Here is a 24,385-nt window from a genome sequence, read left to right as displayed (position 1 = left end):
ACGAAGGTGTTGGTTAGTGAATGTTAACTGAAATCCGGAGGGCCCGCACCACCAGGCACCCAACGGCTGGGGATCCGGCGGAAGGGCCCGCATTAGGGTGGAATCCATGACGCGCCCGGACCCCGCAGCCCCAGTTCCCGAGCCCTCGACCGCCCAGGTTTCGAGCCCGGCCTCCAACCAATTCCCCTCCCCTGCCACTGCGCCCGTCCCCGGCCGGGACTATTGGCAGGACCGCGCCAACGAGGCGGCCCGTTCGGTCACCACCCTCTTCGGCAGGCGGCTGCTGTTCCTGCCGGCGACCCATGTAGGCGCGGTGTTGTGGCCCTCCCCCTCCTGGTACAGGGACCTCAAGGGCGCGTTGCTGGGCCCGTGGCATTACTGGTGGCAGGCGCATTATGTTGACTGCCTCGTGGACGCGGGACGGCGGGAACTGGGCAACGGCGGCACGCCGGCCGCCAGATTCAACGGACCGGACAACCCCAGCGCCGGACGGCTCGCCTCCCGGCTGGTGTCCGGGATCCGACTGCGCAACGGGTTTACCTTCGTGAACAACTACTACGACGACATGGCCTGGCTTGCCCTGGCCGCGCACCGCCTGGACAGGCTGGCGGAGGAGGCCGGGAAGCCGGGCCGCCGGCGTAACGCAGGCCTCCGGAAGTCCCTCACCCTGCAGTTCGATGCAGCATCCACCAGCGATATGGGCGGCGGGGTTTTTTGGAGCAGGAAGCGGGACTTCAAGAACACCCCGGCCACAGCGCCCGTGGCGCTCTACTATGCCCGGACCGGCCAGCCCGGGAAGGGCCAAGCACTGCTGGACTGGCTGGACGCGACCCTCTTCGACCCCGCCCAAGGCCTGTACCTCGATGGTGCCCGGTTGAATTCCGCCGGCGAACTGGTAGTGGAACGGGCGGTGTACACCTATAACCAGGGACCAGTCCTGGGCGCCCTGCTGGAACTGGGCGGGGATGCGAACCTCGCCCGGACAGCCGAGGTGGTGGATGCCGTGGACCGGATACTGACAACTCCTGCCCGTACCGGAGGCGCGTCCGACGGCGGTAGAGTGCTCCGTTGCGAGGGCACGGGCGACGGCGGGCTGTTCACCGGAATCCTGTGCCGCTACCTCGCGCTGGTGGCAAAAGACCCCCGGCTGCCTCCAAAGACCCGGGCCACGGCGGCGCGGCTGGTGACAGACACGGCCGAGTCCTTCTGGGCGGGGAAGCGGGGCCTGGCCGCTGGCGAGGGGTCCACGAAGCAAAGGGGCAGGAGCATCTTTTCGATGCACGCCACCCAACCTGCGGAGGCTACCTACCCGCCTGGGGCCGTCGTCGAGCTTTCCACCCAGCTCCAGGCCTGGATGACGCTGGAGGCCGCGGCGGCCGTTCACAGCGGAACCGGCGCGGACCGTGCAGGCTCCTAAAGGATGGCGCACCAGCGCAAGTGAACCGTCAACCTTACCGGCGTTCCGCCACCGGCCGAATCAGGCGTAACGTCAATCCGCTCCCGGCACCGCGCCATCGGGGCGTTTTTTCTGCGGGTACGGTGTTTCACCCCGGGCCAGCATCTCCACGAACCCTGCGATTTTCCGCTGCCGCGTTGCCTCCTGTTTGACTGAGTTGGTCCGGTAGATCAGCGCGTACCGGTTGGTCCTGGTAAGGACGTCGAACATGGCCTGGGCAGCGGGCACGGCGGCGATTGCGGCTGCCAGATCTGCCGGAACTTCCGCAGTCGCCTGCCCGGCGTAGGCAGCCTCCCAGCGTCCGTCAGCCTTGGCGGCGTCGACGGCGGCCCGGCCGGCTTCCGTCATCTTGCCTGCCGCTTCCAGCCGGGCAACATAGGTGACGTTGCGAGCGGACCAGACGCTGCGGTGCCCGCGGGGAGTCATTCGCTGGAAGGAGCTCTCCCCGTCCCGGCGCCTGCCCTGGCCGTCAATCCAGCCAAAGCACAATGCTTCATCCAATGCTGCCGCGTAATCGAGTTCGGTGACCTGCCCGCCCTTCTTGTGCAGGACCAGCCACACGCCTGGGCTGGTTGCATGGTTTTCCTCCAGCCACGCCCGCCAGGTTGCTGCGTCCGGCACCAGCAGTTCCTCAAGTTCTTTGGCCATGGCCCTATTGTGCTCCTGATCCCCTGCCGTCACCGGGCCGGGCGTGGCACTATGGCATGGCAAGCCCGTTTCTTCGAGCGACAGGACCTTCGATGCTGCGTGTCCGTCCCCTGCACTTCACGTCCGACATCGAGGCCTGGGAGCGCCTTCTGACCGCGCTGGGCATGGTCCTGACCGAGGGCGACGGCGGCTTCCGTGTCTACGACTCCGCCGCCGGCCGGCTGGCCCTGCACGAGGTGCCAAGAGGATCGGCAGAGGAAGGGACCACCGCCTTGGCCGTGGAGGTGGGCGACCTGGCCGAATTCGCCCGGCGCACCAACCAGGCTGCGGAGGCGGAGGGGACCACCCCCGCGGAACTGACCAGCGCGGACCACGGCGAAGCCTGCCGGATCGCTGCCCCTGATGGGTTCAGCTTCCTGGCGGACAAAGCCGCCCACGGCGCCCAGTGTGCCGATGCCGACCCTGCCCTTGCCGTCGTCGCGGTCTGGTTCACCCAGGACCCCGACGCGGCTTCCCGCACCCTGCGGCAGATCGGTGCGCGCCCGCGCCCGGTACCGGACCAGGACGAGACAGCGGACTTCACCGCCAAGAACGGCGGAGTCCTGGTGGTGCGGCCGGCAACAGGCCCGGCCCGCTCCGGGCTGGGATTCGAGTACGACGGCGGGCTGGAACCGCTGCAGGAGCGCCTTGCCTCCGCAGGCTTCCAGGCCAGCGTTACTGAGGAAGCTTTCGCCCGCACCCTGCACGTTGCCAATCCCGATGCCCCCGGTGCCACAGCAGCCCACGTCCCCGACACGCTCTGGATCTCCCAGCGCCACGCCTGAGCCCTGCCACACCTGATCTTCGCCCCAACGGGTCCTGCGACGCATTCCGCCGCCAGCTGATCCTCCCCTGTCCCGCAGGGTCCCATGCGGTAGAACTTAACCATGAACCTGCGCACACCTGACCCGAATCCCGGCTGGCTCTCCGAAGAAGACCTCTTTGAGGCACGCGGGCGTTTGCCCATGGTGTACGTGGAGGCAGTGCCGGTCAGGCTGGATCCATTGGGTTTCGTCAACGAGGTGGGAACCCTGCTGCAGGCAGACTCGGACGGGACCATGGTCCGGTCCCTGGTATCGGGCCGGGTCATCTACCGTGAAACCATCCGCGCCGCCCTGCTGCGGCATATGGAAAAGGACCTGGGGCCGCTGGCGTTCCCGCAGCTGCCCATCAGCCCCGTCCCCTTCACCGTAGCGGAATACTTCCCCGCGCCGTCCCAGACCGGCTTCACGGATGAGCGGCAACACGCCGTGTCCCTGGCCTACGTCATTCCCGTGACTGGCGAATGCGAGCCGCGGCAGGACGCCCTGGAACTGACCTGGATGACCCCCGAGGAAGTGCTCAGCCCCGGCGTCCAGATGGAGTTCGTGGGCGGACGCGGCGGACTGATCCGACAGGCACTGGCCTTCGCCGGCGTGGGCTTCTGACACCCCCGCCGGGGCAGGGGGGTCCCCGGTTTTAAGGGTCCGGCTTTGTAGACTGGAGCGCGGACCGCAAGAGAACTTAAGGACTCCCATGACCGAAACACCAGCCCTCCGGCGCCACCAGGAACAGCAGGCTGGATCCCTGGTTACCGGCAACCACATCCTCCTGCCCGACGGCGGGCGGACGGCCGAGATACACCAGGTTGAGCTTGAGCGGGACGACTTCGGGGCGCCTGCGCTGGTCCTTGCCAGCCTTTCCGGCGGAGGAACCCTGCGCATCGCGGTGGGCACCACGGTGACAGTCGTGGACGGAATGTCCCACGCCGTCACGCAGCTTCCGCCGGCCGCGGACCTTGCGCCGGAGGAGGGCAAGGAACAGCCGAAGCAGTCCGGCGCCGGGACTGCGCCCGCTGCCGCCGCGCCCGCCGTCGTCGTACCTCCACTGCCTCTTGTACCGCCGGCGGTCAGCGGCCCCAGCGAGGAGGACCTGGCACTGATCCCCGCCCCGGCCGGGACGCCTGAATCAGTGGTGGAGGCTGCCGCAGAGGACCACCCGGATGCCGTGGGAGTGCTGCTGCTGGCGGACCGGCTGGCCAAGGGAGTGAACTTCAAGTCCGGCAGCTGCCTGAAGGACCTGAGCGACCTCGCGCATGAACTGTTCATCACGCTCAAGGACGCCGACGGTGCCCTCGCCGTCGCCGACCTCCTCAACGTCCTGCCCTTCGACGGCAACCCCGGCCGGTGGGCCTCAGTGGAGGCGTCCCTGGCGCTGTCCAGCTACATTTGCAGGCAGGACGGCCAGGCGGAACGGGCAGCGGTGTACGAAAAGCTCATCCGCACCCCGGAAAACCAGGAAACGGACCCGTTCAAGGCCCGGATGGCGGCTAAGGTCCGGCAGCGCTCGCTGAACGAGCCAAACCTGTACGACAAGGAGATCTTCCGCTCCATCGATAACTCAAACCACGATGCCGAACGTGAGTGGCGGCTGCTGCGGCTGGAATCCCTGCTGTTCCTTCGCGCCCACGGCGGCTCCGAAACCATCGGCATGGGCGAGCTGGAGCGGCGCATCAGCAACGAGCTTGAGGCTGTACGCGCCTGACCTCGCACCCCTTTTCGACGGCATTGTGCGCAGGGGGAAATTGCCCCTACCCGGGGCACTGGCGGAGTTGTACATTCGGGGCTATGACGAACAATCTCAGCGTAGTGATCAACGCCGACGCGCCGCAGGTCTGGACCATGCTGCGTGAACCGTCCAGGGTAGCCCAATGGCATGGCTGGCAGTCTGAAGACCTGGACGCCGAGATCAAGGAGATCTACTTCTCCGGCGACGTAGAAGAGTCGGCGGACCACACAAGCCTCACCGTCCACGGCGGAGATACGTTCGAACTGAATCCCGTTCCCGGCGGCACGCAGGTAAGCGTGACGCGGGGGGCACTGGACCACAACTCGGAATGGGCAGCGTGGGACGAGGACATCACCCAGGGCTGGCTTACGTTCCTGCAGCAGCTCCGCTTCGCGTTGGAACGCCACCCGCACGGCAAGCGCCACACCCTGTTCCTGCACCTGACGGAGGGACAGGGCTCCGCGATCGAGAAGCTCGGCCTCGCCAACCTCCCGGCGCCGGGCGAGCCCTACCAGCTGACCCTTGGCAACGGCGAGGAGATCAGCGGGAAGGTCTGGTACCGGACCAGCCACCAGGTGGGCCTCACCGTGCACAGTTACGCGGAGCACGGCGACGGGCTGCTGGTGGTGGCCGACCATCCGGCCATCAAGGACGTGCGCCAGGAGGGTGAAGGATCACTGGTCATCGCTTCCACCTACGAACTTGGCGCCGCCAGGCTGGAGACCATCCGCTCGTCCTGGGACTCCTGGCGGTCTGAAAACTACCCCGCCTCGCAACCGGTGAGCTGAGCCCCTGCCCCATTTGCCGGGGCGGGGCTGATTGCTGGCACACTGGTACGGTGCCAGCCAACCCCGCTTCCGCCCCCTCCCCTGCCTCCGGCGCTGCCACTGAGCCTGCCCTGTCACAGTTCTCATTCACCGTGGGGACCCGGCTGGCGGAATCCTGCCCGCCCTCGGCGGCGCAGATCGCTGACAACGGCGGGGAATTCCTGGGCCGTACCGGCACCATCACCACCCCCCACGGTGAGATCCACACCCCGGCGTTCATCGCCGTCGGAACCAAGGCCACCGTGAAGGCGGTGCTGCCGGAATCCATGGCGGAGCTGGGGGCGCAGGCGCTGCTCGCCAACGCTTACCACCTTTACCTGCAGCCGGGTGCGGACATCCTGGATGAGGCGGGCGGGCTGGGCGCGTTCATGAACTGGCCTGGCCCCACTTTCACTGACTCGGGCGGGTTCCAGGTGATGAGCCTGGGCTCAGGGTTTAAGAAGGTGATCGACATGAAAACTGTTGCTGCCGCGGGCGCGCCCGGCCCGGATGACGCCGTCGCTCCCGGCAAGGAGCGCCTGGCCCACATCGACGACGACGGCGTCTGGTTCAAATCGCACCTGAACGGTGACCGGCACCGCTTCTCCCCCGAAATCTCCATGCAGGTCCAGCACCAGATCGGCGCGGACATCATGTTCGCGTTCGATGAGCTGACCACGCTGCAGAACTCACGGGCCTACCAGGAGGAGTCGCTGGAGCGCACCCGGCTGTGGGCACTGCGCTGCCTTGAGGAGCACTTCCGGCTGACCGCCGAGCGGGCAGGCAAGCCGTACCAGGCACTGTTCGGCGTGATCCAGGGCGCCCAGTACGAGGACCTTCGCCGTAAGGCCTGCCGGGATCTGGGCGCCATGCCATTTGACGGGTTCGGGATCGGCGGGGCGTTGGAGAAGGAAAACCTCGGCACGATTGTCCGGTGGTGCAATGAGGAGCTGCCCGAGGACAAGCCCCGGCACCTGCTGGGCATCTCCGAACCGGACGACATCTTCACGGCCATCGAAAACGGCGCTGACACCTTCGACTGTGTCTCCCCCACCCGGGTGGCCCGGAACTCTGCCTTCTACACTCCTTACGGGCGGTTCAACCTCTCCGGCGCCAAGTACAAACGCGATTTCGGCCCGCTCCAGGACGGCTGCGGCTGCTACACCTGCCGGAACTATTCGCGGGCGTACATCCACCACCTCTTCAAGGCCAAAGAAATGCTCTCCGCGACGCTGATCTCCATCCACAACGAGCGGTTCGTGGTGAAGATAGTGGACGACGCCCGGCTTGCCATCGAGGACGGCACGTTCTTCGATTTCAAGGCCGAAACCCTGGGGCGTTACTACTCCTGATTCAGCGGTTTCACGGGAGCGGCCCGGGTTAGCTGTAGCAGTACACCTAACTGGGACCGTTCCCGCTAAGCCGGGTTGTGCACATGGCGGCGGCAGCCGGTTGAGCCGGGTCCGCCGACAGCCAAAGCTGGTTTCATGACTCCGAAATTTGCCGTTGCCCTCCCTGCACAGGGCAACCTTTGGCGAACTCAGGAACTCCTGGACCTGGGGATCAGCAAGCGCTCGGTGGCGTCGATGGTGGCGGTGGGAACGCTGGTTCGGCTAAGGCAGGGCTGTTACATCAGGGGCAGCGCCTGGGAAAGGCAATCACCAGGCGTACGCGCGCTTCAGCTCATCCACGCACACGCCCACGGAACACGTACGACGTCGGCAGGCGGCTTCCGCTACAGCCACACCTCAGCCGCGCGGCTGCACCGGCTTTTCCTCTGGAATGTCGACAGCAAAATCCACGTGACACAACCCACTCCCCCTTCCAGCAACGGCCATGGACCTGACGTCGTTTGCCATACCGGAACCGTTGCCGAGGCTGACCGGGCTTTCATCACGGGCTTGGCCGCCACCGGCCTCGAACGGACAGCGGCGGACTGCGGCCTGGTCCTTCCGTACCGGCAGGCACTGATCCTCATGGACCACGCACTCCGGCTCGGGGCTGACAAAGCTGCGCTGGACGCAGCGGCTGCACGTCTTGATGGACGCCGGGGCGTACTGAATCTTCGGCGGGTCCTCGCAGCTGCCGATCCCAGCTCTGAGTCCCCTGGAGAAACCCTGACCCGGGACCTCATGGCACGGCTCCGGATCCCAGCCCCCGAACCGCAGGTGGAGGTGCTGACGCGGCTGGGGCTATTCCGGCTCGATTTCGCCTGGCGGGAACGGAAGCTCGCGCTGGAGTTCGATGGGAAGACCAAATATTTCGATTACCGGCCCACGGCGGAGGTGATCTTCGAGGAGCGGCGCCGGGAGAAAGCACTGAGCGAAAACGGCTGGCGCTTCATCCGGGTGGAGTGGAAGGACCTGTTCCGGGAGCAGGAATTCAAGAACCTGATTCTTCGGGCTTTAGCTGCCTGACCTTCCAATAAGCGGGAGCGTCCCGGTAGAGACGCACCGTTACAGCGGATTGGAACCGTTCCCGCTAACCCGCTTTGCCAGCGACTGCAGGGGCGGCAGTGCCGTAGCTCGGCTCGCGCTTCTTCATCCAGCCGATCACCAGGTACGTCACCGGGACCAGGATGAACTCCACCAGGGTCTTGTACAGGAAGCCCACCACGACGTAGTTCACGAAGGTCGCGAAGTCAGCGATGCCAATGACCGGGGCCGCGATGCTGCAGAAGATCAGGGTGTCCACGAATTCGCCGGCCACGGATGAACCCATGATGCGGGCCCACAGCGACCTCTCCCCCGTGCGTGCCTTCATCCGCACCAGAATCCACGAGTTGATGGTCTGCCCCGCAAGGAACGCCAGCAGCGAAGCCAGGACGATCTGCGGCACCGGACCGAGTGCACCCTCGAGGGCTGCCTGCTTGGTCGTTCCGAACTCATCATCGAAGCCGGGAAGGGCGATGATTATCCAGTAGCACAGCGAGGCGAAGACGGACAGCGCGAAGGTGGTGAAGATGGCTTTGCGGGCAACCTTGAAGCCGTAGACCTCGCTGATGACGTCGCCCAGGATGTATGCCAACGGGAAGAGGAAGAAGCCGCCGTCCGTGACGATCGGCCCGATGGCCACGCCCTTGGAGGCGCCGATGTTGGACAGGATCAGCACCACAGCCATGATGGCGAGCAGGATCCCGAAGTAGGGCGATCCGATCGAGGCAAACCGTGCCGGGCTGCCCGAGGCAGCGGTTGCGGGCAGGGCGTCGTGGCCTGGGGCTGTGGGCATGGGAGCTTCCGTTCGTAGTGGTTCGCTCGGGTGCGGGATTGGATCCCGGGGGCCGGCTGTATTAGCACTGTCCGCACCATTGTTCCATTGAACGTGTCAGTCAAGCCGCTCTGTTCAGGCACACAAAGCGCGCGGCCGACGCCGGATGGCAGGATGGGTGCCATGACTTCCGTTTCTGCTGACGCGCCACAGTCCGCTGCTGCTCCTGCAGTTGTCCTCACCATCGCAGGTTCCGAAGCAACCGGCGGCGCAGGGGCCCAGGCGGACTTGAAGACCTTCCAGGAGCTCGGTGTCTTCGGCATCGCCAACCTCACCTGCATTGTCTCGTTCAATCCGAACGAGAGCTGGAACCACCGCTTTGTCCCGATGGACCAGCAGGTGATTGCGGACCAGCTCGAAGCCACGACTGCCGCCTACGGTCGGGCGCAGGACGGGGAGCCGCTGGACAGCCGTCCGGTGCTGGATAGCGTCAAGATCGGAATGCTGGGCAGCCCCGCCACCATCGCCACCGTTGCCGGTGCGCTGAAGGACAACAGGTTCGGGAATGTGGTGCTGGACCCGGTGCTGATCTGCAAAGGCCAGGAACCGGGCCATGCACTGGACACAGACCAGGCACTCAAGGCACAGATCCTGCCGCTGGCCACGTTCGTGACGCCCAACCACTTCGAGGCGGAGTCGCTGTCCGGCCTGGCCATCACCGACGTCGAATCCCTCAAAGCCGCCGCCGTCCGCATCCACGAACTCAGCGGCGCCGCTGTCCTCGCCAAGGGCGGGGTACGGCTGGAGGGCCCGGACGCCGTCGACGTCTTTTATGACGGCGAAACCCTGGAGGTCCTCAGCGCGCCCAAGGTTGGCGAGGTGGCTGTTTCCGGTGCAGGGTGCTCGCTGGCTGCCGCCGTGACTGCCGAGCTCGCCAAGGGTGCTTCACCGCTGGAGGCTGCCCGCACCGCCAAGGCCTTCGTCACGGCGGGCATCCGCAACCGGGTAGCGTCGGGCGCCCCCTTCGATGCCCTGTGGCAGGGCGGTGCCCGCTAGCCCGCCACCCCACCCCGGACGCTCTCTCACTTAATGCGCGTTTTTCCGGAACCCTCTTGCACCTGGGGCAAGAGGGTTCCGGATTTTCCCGCATAAGCTGATGGAGCGTCTGAGGAGGAGGACGATGGCGGGACGGTCCCGGGACGTTTCACTCACCTGGGGTCGGCAACAGTCCCCATGAACAGCGGCAGCCCAGTTTCAACGTGGACTACCTGATAGTGGAACGGCCGGTCAAAGTCGATGGTCCGCTCGGGTTCCGGCGGAGCGCTGGTCGCCATTCCATTGATCTGGGTCACCGCGGCGGCAATGGTGCCCTTTTCGGCCACCGTGATGTTTGCGGCCTGGGCGGCCTGGGTGATCATCATCTGCGGCTGGATGTTATTGAAGTCCTCTGTGGTGCCGAGCATCTGCTCCAGGCCCAGCGCTTCAAAAACTTTTCGGAGGTCAAAACTGGACCTGTGGTCCCAGCGGGGCAGCTGTATCCGGACTGATTCGGGCTCAGCACTGTCAAACGTGTCCGCGATTTCCGTCAGTTTTTCCGCGTCGAAAGCCGCAGGGGCGGGAGTGCCAGCGGGAGCGGCCGTGTCCGCGGGCAGGACCAGCCGCATCACGAAACCGTCGGCGTAGGGAAGATCCACACCCTGCCAGCCAGCGCCTTCCGCATATTTCATCTGGAGTTCGTTGTGCATGGCCGGCACAGCGACTTCCTCGCCCGCGGCTGTTGTGAAGGGCAGGTCAGTGGTGGCGTTCGCATCGAACGGTGCACTCCAGGCGGAGGCGAAGTACAAAGAGTTGAGCAGGCTGAAAGTATTGTCGCGGTCGTACTGCGCCGGGGCTTCCTTGATCCGGCCCCCGGTGTTCCTGTTCACCCAGGCATCAATGGCCGGTTTCGTTGCACCCTCGTCGCTGAAATCCACGGGATACACGCCGGTGCCATAGTGCCGGGCCAGCGTGTCCAGGAAGGACTGTCCGGTTGGCACGTCTTTGTCGACGAACAGCCCGTTGTCCGAGTGCATGACCGGTTTCCGCGGGGGGTTGTCCTCATCCACTGCGCCGGGGTCGCCGTCGAACTTTCCGAGGGAGCGGAGGACGGAGTTCATGGCCTCATCGCGCTTCTCTGCGGGGAATTGCAGGATATTGTCCATCTCGGCCGCGGTCCCACCGGTGGCACCCGTACGGAGCATGGCGAGGGCAATCAGGAGGCTCCCGGGTGAGGACACCACGTTCCCGTTACCGAGGTCGCCGCCGTCGGCCAGCAGCGCTTCGCCGAGGAGGAACGCCGAAGCCCGGAAGGAGCGCAGTTCAGCGGCGTAGTCCGCGCGGTCAACCGAGACGCGCTCGACGCCGTCGGCCGTAAGGAGTTCCGGTGGCGCCGGCGGCGGGGCTGGCACCGCACATCCCGCGAGTCCCATCAGGGCACCCAACGCTATCGTCCGCTGAAAACGGAACATCTTTGTTGCCTCCCCCGGCGTGCCAAGGCGGGAATCTGCCTCCTCCCAGTAAAACAGCGACGGCGGCGCGGGACCATGCCGGCAGGGTCACGCTTTGCACTCGATTCAGTCTCGCGCCCGCGGGACGCCGCGTCGGGTTCTCTCCCACTTGGCGCCAGGGGAACGCGCTATCACTGTCTTGAACTGGTCCTCGAAGGAGCGAGAAACCGTCCGGCAAAATACCGCAGGGATGAGGCCTGCGGTCAGGCTCCCGAGTGTGCCTGCAGGAAGCTGTACACCTCGGTTTCGTCCACACCGGGGAAGGCACCCGGCGGCATGGCGGCCAGCAGGTGCGAGTGGGCCCGGGCGGAAGGCCAGGCGTTGCCGGCCCACTCCGAGGCGAGCTCCGCGGGCGGCCGTTTGCAGCAGTTCGGATCCGGGCAGGTGGACTTGGCCCTGGCCGTCGTCTCCCGCCCGCGGAACCATTTCACGTGCTGGTACGGAACCCCGATGCTCAGCGAAAACTCTCCGCTGGCGGAACGTTCAGTCCTGGCGGTGCACCAGTACGTCCCCGAGGGCGTGTCCGTGTACTGGCTGTAGGCGCTGAACTTGTCCGGTACATCGAATACTGCCCGGGACGTCCACGCCTTGCACGACGGCTGACCCTCGATGGCGCCGGTATGGTCCTGGGGAAACGTCACGCCGTCGTTCTCGTAGGCCTTGTAGATGATGCCGCTCTGGTGGGTCTTCTGGAAATGCGTGGTAAGGCCCAGGTGCTGCGTGGCCAGGTTTGTGAACCGGTGGGCGGCGGTTTCGTAGGAAACGGCAAAGGCGTCGCGGATGTCCTCCACGGCGATTTCCTTGGCGGCCTTGGCCTTGTGCAGGAACTCCATAGTGGCCTGCTCGGGGAGCAGCAGCGCAGCGGCAAAATAGTTCGTTGCCACGCGCTGGGCCAGGAAGTCGCCGTAGTTCTTAGGCGTTTCATGGCCCAGCACATAGTGCCCCAAGGCCTGCAGCAGCACGGAACGCGGGTCATGGTCCTGGCGCTGGTTCTGCGTCAGATAAATTCTGCGGTTCTTCAAATCCGTGACTGACCGGGTGGAATGCGGCAGGTCGCCCACGTGGTGGAGGGTAAATCCGAGGTTCTCGGCGATGTCCGCGATCACGTGCTGGCTCAGCGGTCCGCTGGTGTAACCCACGGCTTTGAGGACCTTCTGCGCCTCCGCCTCATATTCCGGGAAATAGTTGCCCCGCTCGCGCATCATGGCACGCAGTTCACCGTTGGCGCGGCGTGCTTCCTCGGGGGTGGCCACCTGCTCATTCATCTTCCGCTCCAGCTCATGCAGCAGCCCCACCTGGGCCTCCAGCACATCCAGCGGAAGCCTTGAGCTGATGCGGATTTTGGGCAGGTTCAGCGTCTCGTACAGCGGGCTGCGCTGGTAGCGTTCCAGCTCAATTTCCAGGGCGGCGCGGTGGCTGGGCGGTTCGGCACCAAGAAGTTGGTCGATGCTGACGTTGAGTGCCGCCGCCAGGTGCTGGAGCAGCCCCAGCTTGGGTTCCCGCTTTCCGTTCTCGATCAGGCTCAGCTGGCTGGGCGCAGTGCCGACGGCGGCGCTCAGGTTGTCGAGGGTCAGCCCGGCCTGTTTGCGCAGGTGGCGCACTCGCCGGCCAAGGCTGATGACATCCAGTTCGGGGGACAAAGCGGGCGGTGTTTGCGTCGCGGCCTCGCGGCTCCAGCTTCCAAGCGGCATTTTTGAAGATTACGTGAAAAACCGCGCTTCTTTCCAGCACTTTTCTCTGGAAAGCGTTCTGAAAGTCCTGAAAAGTGAGTGTTACGGAAAGAAACACCGCACCGGAAAGCCGGTGGGAACCTCAAGGGCGAGGTTCCCACCTACCCGATCCGGAGCTCAATCAAGGAGATCAACGATGACTGCAGCATTTGAGCCCACCTCGCAGACGCCCGAACAGCAGGCTGCCGCCCTGGAGCTCGAGTGGGCCGCCAACCCCCGCTGGGAAGGTGTGACCCGGGACTACTCAGCCTCCGACGTCGTCCGCCTCCGCGGCCGCGTCTCCGAGGAACACACGCTGGCCCGCCGCGGCGCCGAGAAGCTGTGGAAGCAGCTCACCCAGGAGCACAAGGAAGGCAAGTACACCAACGCCCTGGGCGCCCTGACCGGCAACCAGGCCGTTCAGCAGGTCAAGGCCGGCCTCCGCGCCATCTACCTTTCCGGCTGGCAGGTGGCCGCGGACGCCAACAACTCCGGCCACACCTACCCGGACCAGTCTCTTTACCCCGCCAACTCGGTGCCCAGGGTGGTGCGCAGGATCAACAACGCCCTGCTCCGGGCGGACCAGATCGAATTCGCCGAGGGCGTCCAGAGCGTTGAAGACTGGCTGGTCCCGATAGTTGCCGACGCCGAAGCCGGCTTCGGCGGACCGCTGAACGCCTACGAGCTCATGAAGTCCATGATCCAGGCCGGCGCCTCCGGTGTTCACTGGGAGGACCAGCTCGCCTCGGAAAAGAAGTGCGGGCACCTGGGCGGCAAGGTCCTCATCCCCACCCAGCAGCACGTCCGCACCCTGAACGCCGCCCGCCTTGCAGCCGACGTCGCCGGCACCCCCACAGTCGTCATCGCCCGCACCGACGCCGAGGCCGCCACCCTGATCACCTCCGACGTGGACGAGCGCGACCAGGAATTCATCACCGGCGAACGCACCGCCGAGGGCTTCTACAAGGTCCGCAACGGCATCGAACCCTGCATCGCCCGCGCCAAGGCCTACGCCCCGTACTCGGACCTGATCTGGATGGAAACCGGCACCCCGGACCTCGAGCTCGCCCGTAAGTTCGCCGAAGCCGTCAAGGCCGAGTTCCCGGACCAGATGCTCTCCTACAACTGCTCGCCGTCGTTCAATTGGCGCAAGCACCTGGACGACGCCACTATCGCCAAGTTCCAGCGCGAACTCGGCGCCATGGGCTTCACCTTCCAGTTCATTACCCTGGCCGGGTTCCATGCCCTGAACTACTCGATGTTCGACCTCGCCCACGGCTACGCCCGCGAAGGTATGAGCGCCTACGTCGAGCTCCAGGAGAAGGAATTCGCCTCCGAAACCCGCGGCTACACCGCGACCAAGCACCAGCGCGAAGTCGGCACCGGCTACTTCGACACCATCTCCACCGCGCTCAACCCGAACGCATCCACCCTGGCCCTGGCGGGATCCACCGAAGAGGGCCAGTTCCACTAATCCCCAGCCGCCCCCTCCACTCGCAAGCTCGCGAGGGAACCAGACGGCCGTGGGCCCAACCTACGACGGCGGCGCTTCCGTCCGGCCTTCGGACCGGCGTCGCTCTGCCTGCTATTCCCCAATGCCTCCCCAGCTTCGCAAGCTCAGCCGGGGGCCCCTCGGCATTGTGGCTCCACCCATGCCCGCCCCATGACCTCGTAGAACTCGGTCGGGGGCGGGCACAGGGCCCCTTTTTACGCAGGCTGCCGCGACACCGGCTCCTTCGGCCTCGTGCCTCAATTGCCACTTTGCCGCTTGCCGCCGTCGAACTTCCTTGTCGTCTTAAGGAGACTGAGATGAACAGCTTTACTGACAGCTTTACGATCAACGGGATCACTCTGACCGCGCAGCCCGTGTGCCGGCAGAACGAGGTGCTGACTCCGGATGCGCTGGCGTTCATTGCCAGGCTGCACCGGACCACCGCCGCCCGGCGGCAGGAACTGCTGCAAGCCCGCCGGACCCGCCGGGCAGGGATCACCGCCGGCGCCGACCCGCGCTTCCTCCGGGAAACGGAGGACATCCGCAACGACCCGACCTGGCGCGTCGCTCCCCCGGCCCCCGGCCTGGAGGACCGCCGCGTGGAAATCACCGGGCCGGTGGATAAGAAGATGACCATCAACGCCCTGAACTCCGGTGCGAAGGTCTGGCTCGCGGACATGGAGGACTCCTCCACCCCCACGTGGCGGAACGTCATCAAGGGCCAGTTGAACCTCACCGACGCCCTGGAACGCCGGATCGACTTCACGTCCCCGGAGGGCAAGGAGTACAAGCTGCGCCCCGCCGGGGAACTGCCAACCATCGTGGTCCGCCCGCGCGGCTGGCACCTGCCCGAAAAGCACATGCTCATCGACGGCGAGCCCATCGCCGGGGGCATCGTGGACTTCGGCCTGTTCTTCTTCCACAACGCCCGCCGCCTGCTGGCCCAGGGCAAGGGCCCCTACTTCTACTTGCCCAAGATCGAAAACCACCTCGAAGCCCGGCTCTGGAACGACATCTTCATCCTCGCCCAGGACCTGCTCGGCATTCCGCAGGGCACCATCCGCGCCACCGTGCTGATCGAAACCATCACCGCAGCCTTCGAAATGGAGGAAATCCTCTACGAACTGCGCAACCACGCCGCGGGCCTGAACGCCGGCCGCTGGGACTACATCTTCTCCCTGATCAAGAACTTCCGCACCCGCGGCCCCCGGTTCGTCCTGCCGGACCGTGCCCAGGTGACCATGACCGCCCCGTTCATGCGCGCCTACACCGAACAGCTCGTGCGCGCCTGCCACAAGCGCGGCGCCATGGCCATCGGCGGCATGGCAGCGGCAGTCCCCAACCGCAAGGACCCGGAAGCGAACGCCAACGCCTTCGAGAAGGTCTGCGCGGACAAGACCCGCGAGGCCAACGACGGCTTCGACGGCTCCTGGGTGGCCCACCCCGACCTGGTGCCGGTCTGCCGCGAAGTATTCGACTCCATCCTCGGTGACAAGCCCAACCAGCTGGACCGGCTCCGCGAGGACGTCACCCCCGATGACCGGGCCCTCATCAACGTAGCTGCCACCACCGGCACCATCACCGAACAGGGCATCCGCAACAACATCGAGGTGGGCATCCGATACATCGAATCCTGGCTGCGTGGGAACGGCGCGGTGGCCATCCACAACCTCATGGAGGACGCCGCCACCGCCGAAATTTCCCGCTCCCAGCTCTGGCAGTGGATCTACGCCCGCGCCATCACCGACCACGGCGAGATCATCACCCACGAGTGGATCGAAGAACTCCTCGATGAAGAGTTCGCCCGGCTCGAACGCTTCGACGGCGACCGTTTCGAAGACGCCCGCGACATCTTCGAGGAGGTCACCCTCGCCCGCGACTTCCCGTCCTTCCTCACCCTCCCCGCCTACGCCCGCTACCTCACAGAGGCCCGTGAGAAGGCCACCATTGAGGAGCTAGCCGCGGCCTAAACCCAACTTCCGTCCGTCGGGCCGGCAAACCTATCGCAACAGGAACCTCCGAAATCCGGAGGGCCGGCCCGGCGGCGGAGCATTCCACAAGCCGCCGTCCATCCCAACGCTCTCTCACTTGATGCGTGAATTTCCGGATCGCTCTCTCCCTTCCCAGGGGAAAGTGAGAGAGCGATCGTTCTTTTGCCACGTTAAGTGAGAGAGCGTCGGAACGGAGTTGGAACGTACGACGGCGGCGCCTGGCTCAGCGGCCTTTCGGCACCTTCTGCACGGAGAGGGTGGTGGCAACGAAGAAGGTCAGAACCGAGGCGAGGATGACCAGCAACGCAGGAGTCCAGGAACCCGATGCATCGTGGACAAAGCCCACCAGCGGCGGTGCCACCGCGGCAAGGGCGTAGCCCAGGCCCTGGACCGTGGCGGACATCCGGCCGGCGGACGCCTGGTCCCGGGCCAGCCGGATAATGGCTATAAAAATGACAGTGATGCCGCCGCCCTGGGCGATGCCGCCAAAGGTGGACCATAGCCACCAGAGCTGCGGCGCCAGCAGCAGCCCGGCCGGCACTGCCGTCCACAGCGCACCCACGGTGACCGCCACCGCCGTCGTACTCATGAACCTGGCCGCAAACGGCACGCCCAGGGCGCCCACGATGGCAAGGATCTGGAAGATCGAGGAAGCGGCGCCGGCTTCGGCGGCCGACATCCCCAGCTCATCGTTGAGGTAGCTGGGCAGCCAGGCCGTCACCCCGTAGTAGGAGAACGCCTGACCGCCAAAGCCCGCGGTTAATCCCGCAGTGATCCACCTGGATCCGGCCACCGGCGCCCGGCTGCTGTCCCCGCCGTCCGCTGATGACGCCAGGAACGCGTTGCGGGGTCCCACGGCCAGGGTCCAGACCACGACGGCGGCTACGGCGAACACCGCCACGGAGCCCAGCGCGAACCGCCACCCCGCCACGCTGGCCAAAGGTGCTGTCACCACTGACGTCAGGAACGAGCCGATGTTCAGGGCTGCCGTGTAAATTCCCATCGCGGTCCCCTGCCGCCTGGGGGCGAAGTCGCGGCGGATGATCAGGGGCGCGGCAATGTTGCCCACCGTAATGGCCACCCCGATTAACACCGTTCCTGCCACCACCAGCACCGGCCCGCCCGCGGAGCGCACCAGGACCCCCGCCAGCACGCCGAGGATTGTCAGCGTCACCGCGAACTCGGCACCGAGCTTCCTCGCCGCCAGGGAAGCCAGCGGTGCCGCCAGGGAGAAGCAGAGGACGGGGATGCTGGTCAGAAGCCCCAGCATGACGGGCGAAAAGGCGAGCTCCGCCTGGATCAGGCCAACAACCGGGGCGACCGCCACGAACGGGCCCCGCAGGTTCAGCGCCAGCAGGCCGATGCACGCGAGCAGGATCCAGCTGTTGGGAAATCGGGAAAATATCCGGCCGCTCATGCGGCGGCGCGCGGGATAGGGGGTTTCATCACCTCCATTGCTATCACGCCTGCGGTCGGCGGTTCCTGCGCCCACGGACAGTGCCTGCCATACGATGAACATCACGCCAGTTCACCGGGACGAAGGACATCGCCATGCAGCACCGCCTCGCCATCCTTGATGACTACCAGGATGTCGCCCACGGATTCGCCGACTGGGCCGCCCTGGAAGCCGAAGGCGTCACCGTCATGACGTTCCGCGAACCCTTTGCGTCACAGGAAGCCCTGGTGTCAGCTTTGGCCGGTACCACCATCGTAATCGCCATGCGGGAGAGAACGGCTTTTCCCCGTGAGGTCCTCGAGAAGCTTCCCGCCCTTCAGCTCCTGGTTACGACGGGGATGGCAAATGCCTCCATAGATGTCGCCGCCGCAGCCGAACAGGGCATCACGGTGTGCGGCACGCCGGGATCGCCCGCCGCTGCCCCGGAACTGACCTGGGCGCTGCTGCTGGCCGCCGCGCGGCACCTGCCGGCAGAGGAGAACTCGCTGCGGGCCGGAACCTGGCAGTCAACGGTCGGCTTTGAGCTGGCAGGCAAAACCTTGGGCATTGTGGGGCTCGGAAAAATCGGGCGGAGGATCGCCGGATACGGGAAGGCCTTCGGAATGGAGGTGCTGGCGTGGAGCCAGAACCTGACGGCGGAGGCAGCGGCAGAAGTCGGCGCCCGGCTGGTATCCAAGGAAGAGCTGTTCCGGCTCTCGGACGTGGCTACCCTCCACCTCCGGCTGTCGGAGCGCTCAGAGAGTACGGTCGGCGAGCAGGAGCTGCGGCTGCTGGGGCCGGAGGGCATCCTGGTGAACACCGCGAGGGGCCCGCTGGTGGACCAGGACGCCCTGCTGAAGGCCCTTGCCGAAGGCTGGATCCGCGGGGCGGCGCTGGATGTCTATGACCAGGAACCCCTGCAGGCGGGCCACCCTCTCCTTGCTGCCCCCAACACGGTACTCTCGCCGCACCTCGGCTACGTCACGCAGGAAAGCTACCGCCATTTCTACGGCGGAGCGTTCGAGGACGTGACGGCATGGCTGGCCGGCACACCCGTCAGGGTCATTACGCCGTAGCGGGAATTCCGGCGGCGGGCTGCAGGGTTGCCTCGATGGCGGCCGGCGAAAGGACGTGCCGGGTGACCAGCTGGCTGGCCCCGAAGATGGCGGCCCTGTCCCCAGCCCTGGACGATCCAATCCGGAGCTGGGACGTGGCCAGGGGCAGCGAGCGCCGGTAGACCACCTCCCGAACACCTGCCACCAGGTGCTCCCCGGAGTCCCCGATGCTGCCGCCGATGACGATTACCGAGGGGTTCAGTAGATTCACCACGGTGGCCAGCACATCGCCCAGGTCACGGCCGGCCTGGCGCAGGGCCTGGATGGCGTGCGGGTTACCGTGCGCCACGAGATCAAGCACGTCCGCCCCCTGCGCAACCTCCAGTCCCTCCTGCCCGAGGGCGGCCGCGATCGCCGGCCCTGAGGCGAGCGCTTCCAGGCACCCGCGGTTCCCGCAGCGGCACAGTACGTCGTCTCCGCGGGGGACGCGCACGTGGCCCAAGTCCCCGGCAGTCCCGTTGGCGCCCCGTTGCAGTTCCCCGCTGCTGATGATGCCCGCGCCGATGCCGGTGGCAACCTTCACGAACAGCAGGTTGTCCTCATCCGGCCAGTGCACCGTACGCTCCCCCAGCGCCATGATGTTGACGTCGTTGTCCACCAACACGGGGACAGGCAGTGAGCGCTGGACGAACCGGACCACGTCGAAGCCGTCCCAGCCCGGCATGATGGGCGGCTTAACCGGCCGTCCAGTGCCATGCTCCACCGGTCCTGGAAGTCCGATCCCCACTCCGGCGAGATCTGCAACGTCCCGCGACGCCACCGCCAGCAGTTTTGCAGCTTGCCCTGTCACGAGTCCCAGGACCTTCTCCGGCCCGTCCGCCACCTGCTGGGCCAGGCGGCGTTCAGCGAGGATGGAACCGCCCAGGTCCGTGACGGCCACGGCAACGTGGGTTGCCCCCACATCCACGGCCAGCACCACCCGGGCGGCAGGTTTGAAGGCAAAGCGCGACGGCGGCCTGCCGCCGCTCGAGCTGGCCTCACCTGCGGGACCGACAAGTCCGGACGCGATCAGGGCATCGATCCTGGCTGCAACTGTGGACCGTGCAAGGCCGGTGGTCCCGGCAAGCTCGGCCCGGGTACGTGCGCGCCCGTCCCTCAGTATCTGGAAGATGTCTCCCGCCCGTCCCTGCGCTCCCAGCGGCTCGGGAGCGGTCCGCGGACCGGCTGTTTTAGTCATAGAGACATAGATAGCAGATGCACTTATCTATGTCACGGCGACAACTTTTGCTTGACGTCTGGCAAAAGCGCTCATAGCTTTGCAGGTAGACCCAAATCACAGCAGCCAGCACACGTCCAAGCAACCGGGAGACATCTTGTTCTACTCAATCCAGCTTTATACCCTGCGGAACGCTGTCCAGGAAGACCTGCCGGGAACCATCCGCAGGGTTGCGGAAATCGGCTTTGCGCAGGTGGAGCCGTACAACTTCGTAGCCATGGCCAAAGAACTTGGCGCCGCACTGGAGGAAAACGGGCTCACGGCACCTTCGGGCCACGCACCCCTGTTGAGCCAGGACCAGGACGAGATCTTCACTGCCGCCAAGGAACTGGGTATCAGCACCGTGATCGATCCCTTCATCCCGGCAGAGCGCTGGCAATCGGCCGAAGACATCCAGGAAACCGCCGCCCAGCTGAACGCCGCCGCGAAAAAGGGTGCCGAATATGGCATCCGGGTGGGCTACCACAACCACCAGTGGGAGCTGGAGTCCAGCATCGAGGGCCGGACCGCGCTTGAGTACTTCGCTGACCTGCTCGACCCGGAACTCGTGCTGGAAGTGGATACCTACTGGGTTGCCGTTGGCGGCCAGGATCCGGTGGAGATCCTCACGAAGCTGGGGGACCGGGTGAAGTTCATCCACATCAAGGACGGTCCGCTGACCACTGACACCAAGGCCCAGCAGCCGGCAGGCCAGGGAAAGCTTCCCGTCCTGGACGTCATCGCCGCCGCAAAGTCGCTGGAGGTGGGCGTGGTGGAATTCGACGACTATGCCGGGGACATCTTTGAAGGCATCAATGAGAGCCTGTCGTTCCTCATAGCTTCAGGCGAAGGAATCAAGGCATGAGCGCCCCCGCAACCACACCATCGCTCCGCAAGGGCCAGGTCGGCGTCGGCGTCATCGGCGCTGGCAACATCAGCAAGCAGTACCTGGACAACCTCACCACCTTCCCGGACCTCAAGGTCCACGTCATCGCCGATCTTTTCGAAGAGGCCGCAGAGGTGAGGGCGAAGGAGTACGGCATCCCCGAATGGGGTGGGGTGGAGAAGGCACTGAACCATCCCGACGTCGAAATCATCGTCAACCTGACCATTCCGGCGGCCCACGTTGAAGTGGCCACCGCCGCCGTCAACGCCGGCAAGCACGTCTGGACGGAGAAGCCATTTTCGCTGGACCGCGAATCCGGCCTTGGCCTGCTCAAGACCGCCGACACCGCAGGCATCCGCCTTGGCTGCGCCCCGGACACCTTCCTGGGCGCCGGACTCCAGACCGCCCTGCGCCTGATCCAGCGGGGCGACATCGGCACGCCCCTGACCGGAATGACCACGTTCCAGACCCCCGGCCCGGAGTCCTGGCACCCCAACCCGGCCTTCCTGTTCCAGTACGGCGCGGGCCCGCTGTTCGACATGGGCCCTTATTACCTCACCACCCTGATCCAGGCCTTCGGTTCCATCCGCAAGGTAGCCGCCGTCGGGTCCAAGGCGAAGGACGTCCGGGTCATCGGCTCGGGACCCAAGGCGGGTGAGGAATTCACGGTGGAGGTGCCCACCCATGTTTCCGCCATGGCCCAGTTTGAGTCCGGCGCGTCCTCCCACAGCGTCTTCTCCTTCGAGTCACCCCGCACCCGGATGGGATTCGTGGAGATCACCGGCACCGAGGCCACCATCTCCCTCCCGGACCCCAACATGTTCGACGGCGACATCAGGCTCTGGCGGGCAGGTGACGAGGATTGGACCACCATCCCCGCCGCAGGTCCGGCCAACGGCCGGGGAATGGGTGTCCTGGACATGGCGAGGTCGCTGCGCGCGGGCACCCTCCACCGCGCCACCGGCAACCTGGCCTACCACGTGCTGGATGCCATGGTGTCCATCACGGAGTCCATGAATTCGGGCACCTTCATGGACGTTGAGAGCTCCGCTCCTGCCTCCGCACCGCTCCCCGAGGACTGGGCGCCCGAGACGCTGACGCTGGAGGACGAGGCATGAGCACGGAGCCGGCAAACCGACCGCCGCTGGGCGTAGCGATGATCGGCTACGCGTTCATGGGCAAGGCCCACTCGAATGCGTGGCGGAACGTTGCCAGTTTCTTCGACGTCCCCGCTTTTGAGCAGAAGGTCCTGGTGGGCCGGGATGCCGCCGCCGTTTCCGAAGCCGCAGCCAGGTATGGCTGGTCCGAAACCGCGACGGATTGGCGGAGCATCCTGGACCGGGACGACATCCACGTGGTGGACATCTGCGCGCCGGGGTGGATGCACGCCGAGATCGCCACGGCCGCCCTTGAAGCCGGCAAGCACGTGCTGCTGGAAAAGCCCCTGTCCAACACCCTGGCAGAGGCCGAGGCTATGACCGCGGCCGCGCAGGAAGCCCGGGCAAGGGGCGTGCAGTCGATGGTGGGCTTCAACTACCGGCGCGTCCCGGCCCTTGCCCTGGCCAGGGAATTGATCAGCGAGGGCCGGCTGGGAACTGTCCGGCAGGTCCGCGCGGCCTACCTGCAGGACTGGCTCGCGGATGATCAGGCACCCATGACCTGGCGGCTGAAAAAAGAAACGGCCGGCTCCGGCGCCCTGGGCGACATCGCCTCCCACGCGATCGACCAGGTCCTCTTCCTGCTCGGGGACCAGGTCACCGAAGTGTCCGGCCGCCTGCGGACCTTCGTGGACCGGCGGCCCGGTGCCGACGGGCTGGAAGAGGTAACGGTCGACGACGCCGCATGGGCCACGCTCGCCCTCGCCTCCGGAGCAATCGCCTCAGTGGAGGCCTCGCGGGTGGCCACCGGCCGGAAGAACTCCCTGCAGATCGAGGTCTTCGGCGACAAGGGTGCCCTGCGCTTCGACCTGGAGAACCTCAACGAGCTCGCGTTCCTAGATTCCAGCGCCCCTGCCCGGGAGCAGGGGTTCGGCCGGATCGTCGTGACGGAACCGGAACACCCCTACCTGGATGCCTGGTGGCCGCAGGGCCACATTGTCGGCTGGGAACACACCTTCACCCACGAAATCCGCGACTTCCTGCTCGCCATCCACAACGGTACCGAGCCCTCGCCGTCGTTCGAGGACGGCTTGGAAGTCCAACGCATCCTGAACGCCGTGGAGGAATCCGCCACCGCCAAAAGCGCCACCGTCCAGCTGGCCCCACCGCCGGACTCCCCCGCCGCCGCTGCCACTGCCCGCACTGAAGGAGCCTGACATGCCCCGCCCGTTTACCCTGTTCACCGGCCAATGGGCCGACCTCCCCTTCGAAGAAGTCGCGCGCCTGGCTTCCGGCTGGGGCTACGACGGCCTGGAAATCGCCGTCTCGGGCGAGCACCTGGACGCCTGGCGCTGGGACGAACCCGGCTACGTCGAGTCCAAACTCGAGATCCTGGACAAGTACAACCTCAAGGTCTGGGCCATCTCCAACCATCTCAAGGGCCAGGCCGTGTGCGATGACCCCATCGACTTCCGCCACCAGGGAATCGTCGGCACCAAAGTCTGGGGCGACGGCGACCCCGAAGGCGTCCGCCAACGCGCTGCCGAGGAAATGAAACACACCGCCCGGCTCGCCAAAGCACTTGGCGTGGACACCGTCGTCGGCTTCACCGGCTCCGCCATCTGGCAGTACGTCGCCATGTTCCCGCCCGTCCCCGAAAAAGTCATCGACGCCGGGTACCAGGACTTCGCCGACCGCTGGAACCCCATCCTGGACGTCTTTGACGAAAACGGCGTCCGCTTCGCCCACGAGGTCCATCCCTCCGAAATCGCCTACGACTACTGGACCACCGTCCGCACCCTCGAAGCGATCAACCACCGGCCGGCGTTCGGCCTGAACTGGGACCCCTCCCACATGATGTGGCAGGGCATCGACCCCGTCTCCTTCATCTGGGACTTCAAAGAACGGATCTACCACGTGGACTGCAAGGACACCAAGATCCGCCAGACCGGCCGCAACACCGTCCTCGGCTCCCACCTGCCCTGGGGCGACCCCCGCCGCGGCTGGGACTTCGTCTCCGCCGGCCGCGGAGACGTCCCCTGGGAGGCCTCCTTCCGCGCCCTCGCCGCCATCGGCTACAACGGCCCCATCAGCATCGAATGGGAAGACGCCGGCATGGACCGCCTCCACGGCGCCCCCGAAGCCCTCAACGCCCTGAAAAAGTACGACTTCCCGCCGTCAAACACCTCCTTCGACGCCGCCTTCCAGCAGTAGGA

General features: G+C 65.9%; 21 protein-coding genes. 15 read left to right on the top strand and 6 right to left on the bottom strand.

The features are described from left to right. Positions 1 to 106 precede the first annotated feature (106 nt). A complete protein-coding gene (locus FDW84_RS06140) occupies positions 107 to 1,417 on the top strand; it encodes a glycoside hydrolase family 76 protein (RefSeq protein WP_138607571.1) in 1,311 nt (436 codons plus the stop codon). A 72-nt stretch (positions 1,418 to 1,489) separates the two neighbouring features. On the opposite strand, the gene FDW84_RS06135 is transcribed toward FDW84_RS06140, so the two are convergent. Further along, entirely contained in the window at positions 1,490 to 2,104 is a 615-nt protein-coding gene (locus tag FDW84_RS06135) for a YdeI/OmpD-associated family protein (protein WP_138607569.1), read from the bottom strand. Between the two features lie 92 nt (positions 2,105 to 2,196). Here FDW84_RS06135 and FDW84_RS06130 point away from each other — a divergent pair, with 92 nt between their 5' ends. From FDW84_RS06130 to FDW84_RS06105, 6 genes are all read left to right on the top strand, one after another. Next, a complete protein-coding gene (locus FDW84_RS06130; RefSeq protein ID WP_138607567.1) occupies positions 2,197 to 2,928 on the top strand; it encodes a VOC family protein in 732 nt (243 codons plus the stop codon). A 102-nt stretch (positions 2,929 to 3,030) separates the two neighbouring features. After that, entirely contained in the window at positions 3,031 to 3,570 is a 540-nt protein-coding gene (locus FDW84_RS06125) for an NUDIX hydrolase family protein (protein ID WP_138607565.1), read from the top strand. Between the two features lie 88 nt (positions 3,571 to 3,658). Then, positions 3,659 to 4,666 carry a DUF6707 family protein gene (locus FDW84_RS06120; RefSeq protein ID WP_138607563.1) on the top strand — a complete coding sequence of 336 codons (1,008 nt, stop codon included), beginning with the start codon at positions 3,659 to 3,661 and terminating at the stop codon, positions 4,664 to 4,666. Between the two features lie 83 nt (positions 4,667 to 4,749). After that, positions 4,750 to 5,478, top strand: coding sequence for an SRPBCC family protein (locus FDW84_RS06115; protein ID WP_138607561.1), 729 nt, complete (start codon positions 4,750 to 4,752; stop codon positions 5,476 to 5,478). A 50-nt stretch (positions 5,479 to 5,528) separates the two neighbouring features. Next, on the top strand, positions 5,529 to 6,848 hold the full coding sequence (gene tgt, locus FDW84_RS06110) for a tRNA guanosine(34) transglycosylase Tgt (RefSeq protein WP_138607559.1): 1,320 nt from the start codon (positions 5,529 to 5,531) through the stop codon (positions 6,846 to 6,848). 135 nt (positions 6,849 to 6,983) lie between these two features. Next, positions 6,984 to 7,913, top strand: coding sequence for a type IV toxin-antitoxin system AbiEi family antitoxin domain-containing protein (locus FDW84_RS06105; protein ID WP_138607557.1), 930 nt, complete (start codon positions 6,984 to 6,986; stop codon positions 7,911 to 7,913). 64 nt (positions 7,914 to 7,977) lie between these two features. Here the strand turns inward: FDW84_RS06105 and FDW84_RS06100 are convergent, their stop codons facing one another. After that, complete coding sequence (locus FDW84_RS06100; RefSeq protein ID WP_138607555.1) at positions 7,978 to 8,724, bottom strand: queuosine precursor transporter; 747 nt, start codon at positions 8,722 to 8,724, stop codon at positions 7,978 to 7,980. 162 nt (positions 8,725 to 8,886) lie between these two features. Here FDW84_RS06100 and FDW84_RS06095 point away from each other — a divergent pair, with 162 nt between their 5' ends. Continuing rightward, complete coding sequence (locus FDW84_RS06095; protein ID WP_138607553.1) at positions 8,887 to 9,759, top strand: hydroxymethylpyrimidine/phosphomethylpyrimidine kinase; 873 nt, start codon at positions 8,887 to 8,889, stop codon at positions 9,757 to 9,759. A gap of 152 nt (positions 9,760 to 9,911) precedes the next feature. Here FDW84_RS06095 and FDW84_RS06090 read toward each other — a convergent pair whose 3' ends face one another. Beyond that, positions 9,912 to 11,210 (bottom strand): serpin family protein, encoded by a 1,299-nt coding sequence (locus FDW84_RS06090; protein ID WP_371419136.1) that lies wholly within the window; start codon positions 11,208 to 11,210, stop codon positions 9,912 to 9,914. A gap of 242 nt (positions 11,211 to 11,452) precedes the next feature. Continuing rightward, positions 11,453 to 12,940 (bottom strand): XRE family transcriptional regulator, encoded by a 1,488-nt coding sequence (locus FDW84_RS06085; protein ID WP_138607551.1) that lies wholly within the window; start codon positions 12,938 to 12,940, stop codon positions 11,453 to 11,455. A 175-nt stretch (positions 12,941 to 13,115) separates the two neighbouring features. Between FDW84_RS06085 and aceA the strand changes: the two genes are divergently transcribed. Next, positions 13,116 to 14,432 (top strand): isocitrate lyase, encoded by a 1,317-nt coding sequence (aceA, locus tag FDW84_RS06080; RefSeq protein WP_138607549.1) that lies wholly within the window; start codon positions 13,116 to 13,118, stop codon positions 14,430 to 14,432. Between the two features lie 335 nt (positions 14,433 to 14,767). Beyond that, positions 14,768 to 16,420 (top strand): malate synthase A, encoded by a 1,653-nt coding sequence (gene aceB, locus FDW84_RS06075; protein ID WP_138607547.1) that lies wholly within the window; start codon positions 14,768 to 14,770, stop codon positions 16,418 to 16,420. 244 nt (positions 16,421 to 16,664) lie between these two features. Here the strand turns inward: aceB and FDW84_RS06070 are convergent, their stop codons facing one another. After that, positions 16,665 to 17,858 (bottom strand): MFS transporter, encoded by a 1,194-nt coding sequence (locus FDW84_RS06070; RefSeq protein ID WP_138607777.1) that lies wholly within the window; start codon positions 17,856 to 17,858, stop codon positions 16,665 to 16,667. Between the two features lie 134 nt (positions 17,859 to 17,992). Between FDW84_RS06070 and FDW84_RS06065 the strand changes: the two genes are divergently transcribed. Next, a complete protein-coding gene (locus FDW84_RS06065) occupies positions 17,993 to 18,952 on the top strand; it encodes a D-2-hydroxyacid dehydrogenase family protein (protein WP_138607545.1) in 960 nt (319 codons plus the stop codon). Here the strand turns inward: FDW84_RS06065 and FDW84_RS06060 are convergent. Beyond that, the gene (locus tag FDW84_RS06060) at positions 18,942 to 20,168 is read right to left on the bottom strand and encodes an ROK family transcriptional regulator (protein WP_138607543.1); all 1,227 of its coding nucleotides are present in this window, start codon (positions 20,166 to 20,168) and stop codon (positions 18,942 to 18,944) included. The genes FDW84_RS06065 and FDW84_RS06060 overlap by 11 nt on opposite strands. Before the next feature lie 136 nt (positions 20,169 to 20,304). On the opposite strand from FDW84_RS06060, the gene FDW84_RS06055 reads away from it, so the two are divergent. The 4 genes from FDW84_RS06055 to FDW84_RS06040 are packed head-to-tail and all read left to right on the top strand — an operon-like array spanning position 20,305 to position 24,383. After that, on the top strand, positions 20,305 to 21,051 hold the full coding sequence (locus FDW84_RS06055) for a sugar phosphate isomerase/epimerase family protein (protein ID WP_138607541.1): 747 nt from the start codon (positions 20,305 to 20,307) through the stop codon (positions 21,049 to 21,051). Continuing rightward, positions 21,048 to 22,190, top strand: a complete 1,143-nt coding sequence (locus tag FDW84_RS06050; protein ID WP_138607539.1) for a Gfo/Idh/MocA family protein — start codon at positions 21,048 to 21,050, stop codon at positions 22,188 to 22,190. Before FDW84_RS06055 ends, FDW84_RS06050 begins: the two co-directional genes overlap by 4 nt. Beyond that, positions 22,187 to 23,386: a Gfo/Idh/MocA family protein gene (locus tag FDW84_RS06045; protein WP_138607537.1), complete on the top strand. Its 1,200-nt coding sequence runs from the start codon at positions 22,187 to 22,189 to the stop codon at positions 23,384 to 23,386. The genes FDW84_RS06050 and FDW84_RS06045 overlap by 4 nt, the downstream gene beginning before the upstream one ends. Position 23,387: 1 nt before the next feature. After that, entirely contained in the window at positions 23,388 to 24,383 is a 996-nt protein-coding gene (locus tag FDW84_RS06040; protein WP_138607535.1) for a sugar phosphate isomerase/epimerase family protein, read from the top strand. The last annotated feature ends 2 nt before the right edge of the window (positions 24,384 to 24,385 follow it).

Source organism: Pseudarthrobacter sp. NamE5, from assembly GCF_005796225.1.
In the GTDB taxonomy this organism is placed as follows: Bacteria; Actinomycetota; Actinomycetes; order Actinomycetales; family Micrococcaceae; genus Arthrobacter.
The sequence above is the reverse complement of the archived record's forward strand: the minus strand, read 5'-3'. Positions and strand labels throughout refer to the sequence as shown.